Origin of the sequence: Candidatus Sysuiplasma jiujiangense (assembly GCA_019721075.1) — an archaeon.
Classification (GTDB): domain Archaea; phylum Thermoplasmatota; class Thermoplasmata; order Sysuiplasmatales; family Sysuiplasmataceae; genus Sysuiplasma; species Sysuiplasma jiujiangense.
In genome coordinates this window covers 20,446-33,536 of sequence record JAHEAD010000020.1, presented here as the reverse complement: position 1 = coordinate 33,536, position 13,091 = coordinate 20,446, and the positions used below count along the sequence as shown (strand labels likewise).

Annotated in this window: 14 protein-coding genes and 1 tRNA gene; 4 read left to right on the top strand and 11 right to left on the bottom strand. The window is 50.9% G+C overall.

Annotation, left to right across the window (positions count from 1 at the left end; all coding sequences use genetic code 11):
• Positions 1-812 precede the first annotated feature (812 nt).
• Positions 813-1,331, top strand: coding sequence for a hypothetical protein (locus KIS29_09780; GenBank protein MBX8640609.1), 519 nt, complete (start codon positions 813-815; stop codon positions 1,329-1,331).
• 8 nt (positions 1,332-1,339) lie between these two features.
• On the opposite strand, the gene KIS29_09775 is transcribed toward KIS29_09780, so the two are convergent.
• The 6 genes from KIS29_09775 to KIS29_09750 all read right to left on the bottom strand — a co-directional run bounded on the left by KIS29_09775 (position 1,340) and on the right by KIS29_09750 (position 5,557).
• Positions 1,340-2,671, bottom strand: a complete 1,332-nt coding sequence (locus KIS29_09775) for a site-specific integrase (GenBank protein ID MBX8640608.1) — start codon at positions 2,669-2,671, stop codon at positions 1,340-1,342.
• Positions 2,672-2,722: 51 nt separating this feature from the next.
• Positions 2,723-2,795 (bottom strand) — tRNA-Pro (locus tag KIS29_09770).
• A gap of 81 nt (positions 2,796-2,876) precedes the next feature.
• Complete coding sequence (locus KIS29_09765) at positions 2,877-3,428, bottom strand: XTP/dITP diphosphatase (GenBank protein MBX8640607.1); 552 nt, start codon at positions 3,426-3,428, stop codon at positions 2,877-2,879.
• Between the two features lie 14 nt (positions 3,429-3,442).
• Positions 3,443-4,066: a Kae1-associated serine/threonine protein kinase gene (locus KIS29_09760; GenBank protein ID MBX8640606.1), complete on the bottom strand. Its 624-nt coding sequence runs from the start codon at positions 4,064-4,066 to the stop codon at positions 3,443-3,445.
• Between the two features lie 4 nt (positions 4,067-4,070).
• A complete protein-coding gene (locus KIS29_09755) occupies positions 4,071-5,267 on the bottom strand; it encodes an aminotransferase class I/II-fold pyridoxal phosphate-dependent enzyme (protein ID MBX8640605.1) in 1,197 nt (398 codons plus the stop codon).
• 143 nt (positions 5,268-5,410) lie between these two features.
• Positions 5,411-5,557, bottom strand: a complete 147-nt coding sequence (locus tag KIS29_09750) for a hypothetical protein (protein ID MBX8640604.1) — start codon at positions 5,555-5,557, stop codon at positions 5,411-5,413.
• A gap of 10 nt (positions 5,558-5,567) precedes the next feature.
• Between KIS29_09750 and radB the strand changes: the two genes are divergently transcribed.
• Entirely contained in the window at positions 5,568-6,230 is a 663-nt protein-coding gene (gene radB, locus KIS29_09745) for a DNA repair and recombination protein RadB (protein MBX8640603.1), read from the top strand.
• 48 nt (positions 6,231-6,278) lie between these two features.
• Here the strand turns inward: radB and KIS29_09740 are convergent, their stop codons facing one another.
• The 4 genes from KIS29_09740 to KIS29_09725 all read right to left on the bottom strand — a co-directional run bounded on the left by KIS29_09740 (position 6,279) and on the right by KIS29_09725 (position 10,502).
• A complete protein-coding gene (locus KIS29_09740; GenBank protein MBX8640602.1) occupies positions 6,279-7,253 on the bottom strand; it encodes a polyprenyl synthetase family protein in 975 nt (324 codons plus the stop codon).
• Positions 7,254-7,298: 45 nt separating this feature from the next.
• Entirely contained in the window at positions 7,299-8,399 is a 1,101-nt protein-coding gene (fni, locus tag KIS29_09735) for a type 2 isopentenyl-diphosphate Delta-isomerase (GenBank protein MBX8640601.1), read from the bottom strand.
• A gap of 92 nt (positions 8,400-8,491) precedes the next feature.
• Positions 8,492-9,550: a site-specific DNA-methyltransferase gene (locus tag KIS29_09730; GenBank protein ID MBX8640600.1), complete on the bottom strand. Its 1,059-nt coding sequence runs from the start codon at positions 9,548-9,550 to the stop codon at positions 8,492-8,494.
• 85 nt (positions 9,551-9,635) lie between these two features.
• A complete protein-coding gene (locus KIS29_09725) occupies positions 9,636-10,502 on the bottom strand; it encodes an isopentenyl phosphate kinase family protein (GenBank protein ID MBX8640599.1) in 867 nt (288 codons plus the stop codon).
• Positions 10,503-10,837: 335 nt separating this feature from the next.
• On the opposite strand from KIS29_09725, the gene KIS29_09720 reads away from it, so the two are divergent.
• Together KIS29_09720 and KIS29_09715 are read left to right on the top strand one after the other, a co-directional pair.
• Entirely contained in the window at positions 10,838-11,044 is a 207-nt protein-coding gene (locus KIS29_09720; protein MBX8640598.1) for a hypothetical protein, read from the top strand.
• Between the two features lie 278 nt (positions 11,045-11,322).
• The gene (locus KIS29_09715; protein MBX8640597.1) at positions 11,323-12,282 is read left to right on the top strand and encodes a hypothetical protein; all 960 of its coding nucleotides are present in this window, start codon (positions 11,323-11,325) and stop codon (positions 12,280-12,282) included.
• Between the two features lie 9 nt (positions 12,283-12,291).
• Here KIS29_09715 and KIS29_09710 read toward each other — a convergent pair whose 3' ends face one another.
• The gene (locus KIS29_09710) at positions 12,292-13,053 is read right to left on the bottom strand and encodes a metallophosphoesterase (GenBank protein ID MBX8640596.1); all 762 of its coding nucleotides are present in this window, start codon (positions 13,051-13,053) and stop codon (positions 12,292-12,294) included.
• Positions 13,054-13,091: the final 38 nt, after the last annotated feature.

Below are 13,091 nucleotides of genomic sequence, written 5' to 3'. Positions count from 1 at the left end.
CGGCTGACACTGCTCCTGCAAGAATGGAAGGTCGGTCATGTTTCAGAAGCTGATGTATCTGCGGCACTCATTGCCTAACCCTTTATGTCCGCCATAGGTAGCGTGAGAAACTACAAATATCAGGTGTCCTATAACATACATAGTGAGAGCCTCCGGTCCGGCTTGCCTCTTAAAGAAGCCGGACTTCCGGAAATCAGCCTTTCAACGGCCTCCGGATTGCGCTGAGGCGTCTTCAGCTCGCGCGAGTGCCCTTAATAATTTCGTCTGCATTAGGAGGGTATTTGTGTCTACTCTGGGCGGCAGCAGGAACAGTAGCACCCGAAGCTCGCTCTTCGAGGATAGTTCTGTTGCCAGACTTCGTAGATGCTCTGTCTGGATCATTTATTCACCCCTATGCTACTGAGCGCCAACAGTAGCTCGTTCGGATCCGTCTCGCCTGAAAGATCCATCAAAGCGAATCGATTATCAGTTGCGAAGGAAATTACGTTGCCAACATTGAGAAATTTTGGTATTATCACACTATTGGAATGATTGTTGTTTAACCGTACGACCTTTAATTTTTTGCCAAACATGAAAAGGTTAGATAAACTATTTGAATTAATATAGCTCGAAAATGTTGTCAGGCAACATTTATGCACAGAAAACGCAATTCGACAAAGCCGGCGCTCCCCGATTGGTTGTTTGCGCACAGGGAAAGTGAGAAATTCCATCCGGGATTGCTGGGATCGCTCAGACTGTCGACTAACGTTTCTCGTCGTGGCCGCCCCATTGGCATCGAAACCCCTTCGGTTGCCTTGCGAGTTGTGGAATGTATGAATGCTCTTGGTAGGCGTGTTGCAGAATCCGCCGATGATGAGAGTAAGTTGCTGGTTTTCGGTCAGCTGCCAATAACCGGTAACGGCCCTTTCACGTCCGACAGCATTGAGCTCGAATTCACCGGGCGGTACAGTTGCGGCCGGAAGGTTGCAGGCATGTCTGTAAGGCGTGGCCTCGAATGGCTATTGGCACACGACGCCGTCGTCGACAGGCCGCTGTATCTGTTCGGGAAGAAAGGATACAGGCACGGACGGGGATATTCATTCAGACCTTCTTTCGACAGCAGCATGACCTTTTCCGCGAGCGCCGCTGTCTTTCAGCTAGCGGACGAACTGGCCGAGTTCGGTACACTTCTCGATATTGCATTTTACTTCATGAATTGCAGACGAGATGATTTTGAGAAGATTATCGGCGACCAGTGGGAATCGATAGCTGCAGACATGCCATATCACTTGAGGGAAATAGAGGAATGGCTGGAAGCGGTTTTTCAGATTAAACGCGAAGGACGAAAATGACACACCTGTCAGCCGTTGTGTTTTACCGCTATCCTTCCGTCTAACAGTTCATGCACTATTTCCCATCCCTCTTCCACGTACCGTTCAAGCTCGAGCGCACCGACCAGTTTCTGCCTGAAACCGCCGTTATGTCCGCTGCCGTTCCCCTGTCCGCCGCCGTTTGTCGCACCGAACCCTTTTCTGAGCATCTCTTCCAGCTGCTCGTCGCTCAGTTTTGAGATATCCACCGCCTCTATCTCTCTGTCGTCATAGTGTGCCATTTTAAGCAGGGCATGTATCAGCCTCTTCTCGATCGCATGCTCCTCCTTCTGTGGAATTGTTTGCAGGAACTGCTGGCATTTCAGGTAAGACGCACGCATGTCCTCCACCAGGCTGTCCGGCATACTCTTGTTCACAGTGTAACGAGCCTCCATGCTCCCGCTGTGCCCCATCCAGTGAACTCTATAGTCATGAGGCAGTCCAATCTTGCTCTCTGCCAGAAGCAGCTGCGTGTCGAAGAAGCTCCTGAGAACATATGGCCGGTGTTCGAAGCCCGCCTTCCTGATTGCATTACGGACGCCGTCGCTCACCTTTATCGTTGTTATGAACTGCTTGCCCTCCAGCCATTTCGGGCTGATGACTGAACTGTCTGCCGTCAGCTTCTCACCTCCCCTGATGCGTTCCTCAAGATACTCTTTCAGATAGCCGCATCCTTCCTCCGACAAGAATGTGGTGTACCTGTTCCTGGTTTTGCTGAGTTCCATGGGAATGACGATTATGGCAGGGATTTTCTCGAAACTGACCGTCTTCCCCTCTATCTTCAATTCCGGCAAGTCCCTCACCCTGAGACCGTTGTCCCCGAGATAGCTGCCCAGCACACCGGGGCGAAGGCCCGAGTGTGCCATGAGCGCGACGCTCACCCTGTCCCTCTTCGTCGCTGAGAGCAGTATTCTCCTCAGTTCATCCTGCGTCGGCACACGTTCGCCGTCGACGGTCGGCCTGGAATTTGACAGGCGCACCGTCAGCTTCGTCTTCAGCGGCTTTCCATAGAAATTGAGCCATGACCTGACGGCCTTGAGGACGGAGTTCAGGTATCCAGGCGACACCGTCCCCTCCTTCTCGCCGATGTAATCCAGAAGACGGTTGCCGAGCGCCTTCTGATTCATCCTGACAAGATCCTTCGGCAGCAGTTTCGTGTCCTCCCTGAAATTGCCGAGACGCCTCAGGTACACGTCGGCCGTTATCTGTGAACCCCGGGCGACGTTCAGGTACCACCTTCTGACGTCTTCGTCCTGCAGCAGATAGCCATGCTTTGAATCCTGCCCTGTGCCTCTTCCGCGGGGGCTGACTCTTTTTGTCATGAATCAGTGATTCTCAGCCCAATATTTAACGGTTTAGAACGATAAATGGATTGGGTCCGCCCAGATTTGAACTGGGGTCACCAGCTCCCAAAGCTGGAAGGATACCAAACTACCCCACGGACCCGGCGGACGCAAATTATGTTTTCCTCTTATAACTTATGTGCATGAATTCCAAATTGGCACTGCATGGCGCTGATAACACATTTTACGCCTGTTCCTCGTTGTCCCGGATCAGGGTTTGTTTCAGCTTTCGGAGTGCTATACCCCTGTGCGAAATTTCATTTTTTTCGGAAACACTGAATTCTGCGAAGGTTCTACTGCTGCCCGCAGGGCAGAAAATCGGATCGAAACCAAACCCGCCGTTCCCGCGCGCTGCATAGGCTATGTTCCCATGGCATGCTCCTTTAAAGGTCCGGGCCTTACCGTTGCTGAATAGGCCAATAACCGTCATGAAGACAGCTTTCCTGTCACTAATGCCTTCCATTAATTTTAGTATTCCGTCGTTCCCCACCGTTCTGTAGGCATGTGAACTGTAAACCCCGGGGAATCCCTTGAGACCTTCGATGAACAGGCCGGAATCATCGATAACAAAAGGCGGATCCGCCTTTCCATTCAGCCACTGCATACCAAAGACAACCACCTCCTCCAGGCTGTCGGCCTGTATTTCGGGATACCGCGCATTCAGCCTTTGAATTCTGATATCTGATACTGACAACGCATCCGTACACTCCCTGAATTTTCCGTCATTTGTTGTGATTACAGTAAGCGCTTTCACGTGTACCGTGCCCTGGATTGTATTTCATCGGCCTTCTCGAGAATTTCGTGCTTTCCGCCGTTCCTCAGATATGCGTCCTCTATCAGACCTAGCTCAGATTCAAACTCCGTGTGCGTAGATCTGTAGACCTCCCTCAGTAGCCTGATATCGACTCCCATCGTCTCTTCGTTAGCAGACCTGGAAGCGAACGAAAAATCGATAAAATATAGAAGACCGTTGCGCACTATGACATTCGATGTTGTTATATCACCATGGGAAATGCCTGAGCTGTGCATCAGCCCTATCGAGGAACCGAGCAGCGCCTCAAGCAGAATCCGGTATTCCCTGTCCGCTTCATAGAGCAGCTGGTTAAGTCTTCGGCCGTCAATGAATTCCATGACTATCCTTCCCTCGTCCTCATCCACGTCATATATTCTTGGAACATTAAGCCCGGCATTTCTGGCCGCCACCATACACCTGGCCTCATTTCTGATTCGCTGCACAGTAATTCTCCTGTCAAGCCTTTCATCACGATAGGATTTGCGGACCCTCTGTTTTACGACTGCCTTGCGCCCGAGGAAATATGTGCGGCTTATCCGCGCTTCAGCACCGATCTTCAACACGTCATCGTTCAGGATCATGTCATCATTTTCCCAGTGCGGACGATATATCTTCGATCAGATCCTCGCAATCTTCAACGCCAACCGAGAGCCTGACGAGGCAGTCGCTTATCCCCCTCCCACGCCTCTCGGCAGGGGACATCTGTCTGTGCGAAGTCTGCGCCGGAATAGTCACTAGCGACTCGACACTTCCAAGACTCGCCGCAACCTTTGGTATTTTCAACTTCCTGATAAAGCGTTCTGCGTCCTCCATCCTCCTGCCGACTTCGAACGAAACCATCCCTCCGTAACCTTTCATCAATCTCCTTGCGATATCATGCCCTTCGTGAGATGGAAGACCAGGATAGAGCACCCTTCCTATGCCCTTGCAATCCTCCAGGAATCGCGCAATAGCCATCGCATTCTCGTTTTGCCTTTTTACCCTGAGTTCAAGAGTCTTCATTCCGCGATCGAGGAGATATCCGGCAAAGGGATCCATGCTTCCGCCTAGAACCGACTGCATTTCCCTGATCCTTCCTACGATTCCGCTTCCTCCGGCCACCATTCCGGCGACAATGTCAGAATGGCCGGATAGATATTTTGTCGCGCTGTGGAGAACGATGTCCGCGCCAAAACTATGGGGGCGCATGTTGACAGGCGAGGGAAAGGTGTTGTCTATGATCGTAACCAGACCGTGTTCATGCGCAACGCTGAAAATGCGTTCAATATCGTATATGTCGAGAGTAGGATTTGTCGGTGTTTCCACGTAAACGGCCCTCGTATTCTCCTTTATCATGGTGTCGATACTGTCCACGTCATTCCTGCTGAAAAATGATGCACTGTGGCCGAGCGAAGGCAGAATTTCAGTGAATAAAGAGAACGTACCGCCATAAAGATCCCTTACTGAGATAATGTGCCCTCTTGTCTGCATTATTTCGAGAACGGCGGTTGAAATCGCGGCCATCCCGCTTGAAAATGCAACTGCATCCTCTGTCCCCTCTATCATGCTGAGTTTCCGTTCCGCCACCCTGACAGTGGGATTCATAAGCCTGGTGTAGAAATAGGGTGCCTTTGCGTCTGTATAGCGCCCGTCCCTGTCTATTGCATAAGGATAGTAAAAAGTAGATGCCTGAAATATTGGAGTCGTCACCGACCCGGTCATGTAATCAGTCATTTCTCCCGCATGGACGCATGACGTTGCCAGCCTCTCCGCCCGCAGCTTTGCAACTTTTTTCCCGGACAAAAAGACAATCTCCTCAACTTCAATTGCGGATTCAATACTTTACAATTTCTGTATGTATGCATGCAGACGGTACGATATTATTGATTTTCATATTTCCATATAATTGCGGCTGCAAGAATCGCATCAGCAGGCAGATCATTCCCTCAGGCAATAACGGCAGAGGGGGAAAGGTAGTCAAAATCGCACTTCTCATGACCGGCGGGAACAGTTTTGAACTTCGCCGCCAAACCTGACTGCGCGCTGATTTGTGTTGTAGTGCTTCTGATGCATTTATTTATGAAAGAAGTCATCAACCGCACCGTGGTCAAACTCTCAACCGGCTCTGCCAAGATAGACAGGCTACTGGATGGCGGTTTTGAGTCGTCGACAATTACCCTTCTTTACGGGGAAGGCGGAAGCGGCAAGACAAACCTGTGTCTGCTTGCCTCAAGGAATTCCGCGCTTACAGGCAGCAGGATAATATATATCGATACAGAGGGCGTTTCGATGGACAGGCTCAGGCAGCTCTCCGGCACGAATTTCGACAGGGTCTCAAAGAGCATACTTTTTTCCGCTCCGAACGATTTCAGGGAGCAGACAAAACTCATCGAGAAGGGCATCAAGCTCATCGAAGTAAGAGGTAAAATAAGCCTCATTGTTGTCGACAGTCTGACTATGCTATTTCGTTCCTATAGAACAGAAGAGCTGGAAGACAGGAAGGAACTGAGCGAACAGCTCACGATGCTTCTTTCCGCAGCCAGGAAGTATGACATACCCGTAATTGTCACATCGCAGGTTTATACGAACATCGATAAGGGAACATTTGAACCGCTTGGAGGTCATGCGATCAATCATGCTGCCAAGACGATACTTTACCTCGAAAAGGTTTCCGGCGGCGGCAGGAAAGCAACACTAATCAAGCACAGATACCTGCGCGACGCCGAATATGTCGATTTCAGGATCACACAGGCCGGTATAGAGTAGAGGGCACCCAGCCCGTCTCATCCGGACGTTGCGGATGCGCTGATTGTCTCAGTTGTCGCGCCTGACGCTGTAATCGATGAGATCCAGAAGCAGATCCTTTGCTTCAGAGGATTTGAGGGACGATGCACGTTCCTTGGCCTCTCTGACATATTCCAGCGCAAAATTTTTCGCGTATGACACAGCGCCACATTTGTGCAGCAGCCCGACTGCCTCCTCTATCGACTTCCTTGATGCCTTCTGGTTGCCCAGAACACTCAGGAATGTCTTCTTATCCTCTCCCTTCATATGGCTGAAGGCATAGACGACCATGAGGGTCCTTTTGCCCTCCCTGATGTCACCTCCGAACGGCTTCCCTGTCTTGCCCTCCTCACCTTCAAGGTCGAGCACATCGTCCCATATCTGGAAACCGATGCCCATGAGGTAACCCATGTCTCCCATCGATCTTATCTGCTCCAGCGGCGCCCTTGAAATTATGGCACCTGTTCTTGCCGCGGTGAAGTACAGCCTGGCCGTTTTCTTGTCTATCATTGAAAGGTAGTCCTTCACTGTTATATCGGATCTCTTCTCAAATTCCATATCCATCTGCTGACCCTCCGCAACTTCCCTGACTGCCAGAGCGGTGTCGCCGACAATAATCCGCAGGAGGGCGTCCTCTATCTGCAGACTGCATATCTGCTCAAACGCAAGGGCAAACAGCGCGTCTCCGGCAACAATTGCAGTAGGAACATCGAATTTCTTGTGAACCGAAGCAATACCGCGCCTCAAATCAGATCTGTCCATAATGTCGTCATGGACCAGCGTGAAATTGTGTATGAGCTCAAGTCCGACACCGAAGGGAATGGTCGCCTCTCCGTCGCCTGATATGGATTCGGCCACAAGATACGCAAGCAGCGGTCTCAGCCTCTTTCCGCCGGCTAGAGGGTAATGCTTCATTGCCTCCCTCAGTGTCTCGTTGTCACCGACAGCAAGGCTCTTCTCAAGTTCTCTGTTTATGCTTGTCTTTCTGCCCGCCAATCTGTCCATCAAACTCATTTTATCTACTTCCGCTTCCGATATTTTCAGTAACTTTCATTGGGCCGTGGACGAAATCCACTCCCATGTTCTGCCGCTTAGCAGGCAGCCCTTTCCTGCCATCCTCTTCACATCTCTGGCACCGGTCAGGAACATCGCGACTTTCAGCTCTTCCAATATGCCCGAAAGTGTATTCATTACTGCCCTCCTCCCTTCGGTCGCAGGCCCTATCAGCGCTCCCGCCAGTCCAGCACAAGACGCCCCGATGCAAATAGCTTTTGCTGCGTCAAGCCCATTCCTGATACCACCAGTTGCCACTACCGGCAGTCCCACGCTGGACTGGATGACGGAAACTGGGGTCGGTATCCCCCAATTCCAGAACACACTGCCCAGTTTCTCTCCAAGCGCGTTTCCCTTGCGTCTGGCTCTGTGATATTCGACTGCAGACCAGCTTGTTCCTCCGAGACCGCCGACATCGATTGCGGCAACACCGGCCCCTTTGAGTTTCAATGCAACCTTACGGCTTATTCCGCCGCCAGTCTCCTTCGCCATCACCGGCACCTCGCCGGCTATCTCCCGTATCGCCCTGAGGACACCCTTAGCTGCCCTGTCCCCCTCCGGCTGGACAACCTCCTGCAGGTAATTCAGGTGAATTGCAAGCAGATCTGCATCTATCATTTTCATGGCCTTCCTGGCGTCCTCGAGGCCGTATGCCCTCTTCCCTGACTGTCGCACGAGCTGCGGAGCACCGATGTTTGCAATGACCAGAGGTATGTCATAGTCCGACACAACGCTGTATGTTCTCTCCAGGTCGCTGTTCTCTATTGCTGCTCTCTGGCTGCCCACACCCATCGGTATGCGCAGCTCCGAAGCGGCCTCGGCAAGATTTCTGTTGATCTTAAGCGCCCTGTCAAACCCGCCAGTCATGCCCGAGATTATTATGGGTGCCGCGATCCTTGCACCCATGAATCTTGTTTCCAGCGATATGGAATCGAAGTCCATCTCAGGGAGCGAATTGTGCACGAGGGTTATATCATCCCAGTAATTGAAGTTCGCGCGGACTTTTTCGTTCATCACAATATCGATATGCTCCCCTTTTCTCTTCTCGGTAACTCCATTCGAAGAACTTTCTGGCACAATATCACAATTCCGTTGCATTAATTCCGGCGGTTTCATTACAGGATTAATGCCCTGTGAATAAAAGTTTCGTAACTGCTACCAAAATGGTCATGAAACGAACGAGCGGAAATTCAGTCCTGCCGGGTTTCCCAATCCACAGGACATGGGGAGGCAAACACCTCCTCCCTGAATTTCTTCCTGAGATCATCAATTGACACAAGTTTTCCATTCCGTTCGACATGCCAGAATGACCAGCCGTTCGATTCCGGTTTGCCTTGCAGGCGGGCGCTCACATAATGGATGCTTCCGCTCACATTGCCGGACAATATCGCTCCGCCTGCGAGAATCGTCGCAGAGTGCTGCCTGTCCTTTGAATATAGCGTTTCCCCTGCCGCCGCATATCCATTCGAAACAAGGCTTCCGAAGGGGATCCTCGCTTCCCGCCGTTCCATTGGATAGGCGAGTATGCCCGGAGGATGCGGTGCCACAGATGCAAGACGTTTGAGCGCGATGCGTGCGTATGTCTCATTACGTTCGATCCCGATATATCTTCTTCCCAGCTGTTTTGCCGCAATGAGTGTAGTGCCTGTGCCGGCGAACGGATCAAGCACGAGGTCTCCAGGACTCGATGTGGAAAGCAGTACGCGCATCAACAGTTCAAGCGGTTTCTGCGTGGAGTGTGCCTTTCTGCCGGCTGACATGATTCTCTCTTTCCTGCCGCATATCGGAATCTCCCAGTCGCTCCGCATCTGGAGCCCGTCATTGTAGGCTTTCATTGATTTATAATGGAATGTATATTTCGAGCCTGCATTTTTAACCGCAAGGATCAGTGTCTCGTGCGCATTGGTAAACCTTGTTCCCTTGAAATTCGGCATCGGATTTGTTTTAATCCAAACCACGTCATTGAGTATCCAGAATCCCAGATCCTGCATAATTCTGCCAATGCGGAATATATTGTGGTATGTGCCGATTACCCAGATAGCACCGTTTCGTTTCAGTATTCTTCTGCACCCGGAGAGCCATCTGCCGGTAAATTCGTCATACTCCCCGAAGCTGCCGAACCTGTCCCATTCATCCCTTACCGCATCAACCACTGTCTGGTTGGGTCTCAGCAGCTCACCGTTCAGTTGCAGGTTGTAGGGCGGATCCGCAAATATCAGATCGACCGATTCCGGCGGAAACCGCTGCATTATGTCTGAACAGTCACCCTGCAGTACGTTATTCACATTCTCTTCAATAAAAGATGAATTTGCCAATCCTATCCTGCTGAGACATTCAATGGAAATTATTAAACCTAGTCACTTCCCCCGGACCGCCTGCTCCGGATCGTGAATAACGGGGGATAACTTCGGTCGATGTAACGCGCCTGCCCGAAAGCGCTCTTTCCAGTCTTGTCCGGACCTTGCCGTTAATGACGAGAGTCCTTCCGCTGTTCTCCGCAATGTCAAAAAGAAATTTCAGCTTTCCGCCCATTTCGCCCGTGACATCGTGAATGTACTGTGCGTCCGTATTCACATACTCAGACCCGCTCAGTCGCCTGACCAGTCTCGCGTCGCCTGACAATTTCGGGTTCGAGTCGAAGACGCCGTCAACGTCTGTGCAGAAGACCGAGATTGCCGGTTGCAGCGCAATGCTCAGCGACAACATGACTGCATCACCGGAAAGTATGCCGAATGTTTTGCCCATGTCTATGACTGCATCACCAAAGGACACCGGCACAATGCCTGCAGCAACGCACCTTTCCAGCGCCTCTGTCTCCGTTTTTACCACAATGCCGTCACGCACCTTTAAAAATGTCTCGGGTGGAAATGAAATGGCTGGAATCCCCTCGTCGACAAGATTCCCGACAACCCTGGCGTTCAGATCCCTCATGTCGTTCCTGACCTGCGCGAACCCGGCGAGCTGATATCTCTCCTTGAAGCCAGCAGAAAGTCCGTATTTCTTTGCCCTTATATGCCCGAATGATCCTCCGCCATGCACCAGAACCAGCCTTCGTCTCCCCCCCTTAAGTGCATATCCCTTAACTTCTGAAGCGAGTCTTCGTCCATCCAATTCTGAAAAAGACCGTAGCCTGGACTTGTTAGTCAGAACGCTCCCGCCCAGTTTGACAAGTGCAATTTTGAATTCCGAATGACCGTTCATCGGGCTAAATGAATGTGGAGGTTGCATAAAAACAAGTTGCAGGACCGCGACGGCCTGGCTGCACAGTTCACATCGTCCTGCAGTCCTCTTACTGTCCATAAAGTGCCGTTGTTACCGGCTTTCGCAAAACCGCTTGGACAGGGAACAGATGTTTTAGCTCCTGACGGTTTCAGCGCTTCCGAAGCTCGCGATTTCAGTCAACAATGTCGACATGAACACTGGCAGTTTCCGGCTATTTGATGCCAATAGACTCCGCCGACTGGATTCCAGCAGATCGAAAGAGACCCGGAACACGCTTTGACTGCATTTATGCCGCCTGCAACGTTACCCCCATCATGCTCAGTAACAGGATATTCATGCAAGCGTCATACATCTTTACGACTCATCAGGATGCGCTAATCGTGGCCAATACAGGTGCGCGGATTTCCACAGAAGCAGGCAATGTCGAAGGGGATGGCTGCGGATACAGTGTGTCCTGGCTGAAGGAGGCGAAGCCGCATTCACATCAGCCAATTTCCATAAAAGCGGCTGCTCTGATATAGGATTTGAAGGACCTGTGCTTTGTTTCCAGGAGGAGGGGAGTGCAATCTCGAATTCAGTGATGATGTCGCTGAAGAGTTTAAGTGGCAGCAGTCTGCGCTTCAATCGCGCACCTTTCTTTGTCTGAACAGCTTCATCAGGGAATAGTGCACCTGCTGATATGCACTATGCGACAGTCCGTGTTACAAAAGTTAAAGTAGTGACCTTGATAAGGTGTCATCGAAAACAAATCTTACAGGTTGCACGGACCGGGAATTTGTTCCGACAGGAGACTGGAAAAATGTACAGGAAGGAAATCATCACTCCGGAAGAAAGGGAAAAACTGCTCGAAAATCTGGGAAACAATCTGCCGTACGGCCTGAAGGCAAACATCTCGGGCGTCTGCATAAAGCTGAACACAGATATAGACTACTGGGCTGACGAGTGGAGAAGAAACTGGTTTCCTATAATGCACACCATACATTCCCATGGAAGGCTTTTCGTACGGAACATAGGCGGGGAGGAGACAGTTAAGTATGATCCGCTGAGCAATACTGCCTTTCTCCTTGACACGGACTATTACGGCTATGTCAAGAGTATTGCCCTTGCAATCGCAGGGGATGTGATGGAGGAGAACCATGACATCTATTCAATACACGGTGCCTGCCTCGACGTGGACGGACACGGCGTTTCCATCATTGCGCCGTCAGGGACGGGTAAGACAACAACAGCATACGGGCTGATGAGGCTTAAAAATGTCAGGTTCATAGGCGATGACTGGCATTTCTTCCGTTTTTTCAACGGCGACGTCATTGCCTACGGTTCAGAGAATGAGTCATACATCCGCGCAGACGTCGGCGACGTGTGGCATGAATATGAAAAACTCGTCAAGATTGCAAGATTCGACAACAAGGACAGGGCCGTAGTCGATATAAGCCGGATCGTCGGGCGCGGAAACATAAGGGACAGCGTCCCGCTGAAACACGTCATACTGCTTAAAAGGGACAGCAGGGACAGGGAGCCCGTACGGAAGATGGATGCAGAGGAGGCGCTTGATTATCTCGTGAAAAACAACTTCTGCAATCCGCATTTTCTTGTTCAAAACGAAAGAAAGCTGAAATTGAGAAAGAAGGCATATGGAATGCTGCTAAAGCAGACGGACGTTTATCTGCTGAATACGATAGAAACGCCTTTGCAGAGCCACATGCGAGTGAGGAAAATACTCGGCATACCGAAAAACGCAACCCTCAGGCCTCTGTGAGCGAGGGATTCAATCCTCCTGCCATGCATCTGATGTGCCTGAATGCGCATTGCGGACATCGGACAGCTTTCCGAGCTTCCTCAATCTGCTGTTGACAACGGCATATATCACAGCATCCCCGCTATCCCTCCCCTTCAGATACGGACTCTGAAAGCTCCACCAGTCTGAGATTACATCCGTTCCGAGAGCAAAAGGGCTGAAAGCCGGCAATATCAGGAGCGGGTTTCGCCTGAAGTAAACGAAAGCAGGGAATTTGACTGAAGCACTCACATTGTCAACTATCCTGATGGACGGATGCTCATGGCCGATGACGATCGTCCGATCACCGCTGGATGGCACAAGCATGTCGCCATGAGAAAATTGGCAGTTGCCTATGCTGGCCGATCGCACCACCCTGATTCCGTACCTGCTGGCGATGTTTAGAATGTAATTGTCGTGATTCCCTCTCACGATCAGGACTCTGCATTTGCTGGTAAGAAGCGAGAAGAGCCTCTTGATCTCTATCCATTCCTGCGGCGTGTTTCTGCTGAATTCATGCTTCACATCGCCGTTTATCAGAACAGTCGAGGGGGAATAGTCCTCGATGATTGTACTCAGTCTCTCCTCCTCAATCTTCAACTGCACTCTCGGTAGATGCACGCCTTCAGACTCGAGATACATCTCGAATCCAAGATGCAGATCGGATATGCCTACTGTCTCTTCGTCAGGTATGTAGACAAGGCCGAGACCGCTTATTATCAGATTGTCATTCAGACGGTATTCCCTGTTCATGCCTCTACCTTCGCATCCTATTGCTCCTTAACCTAAAA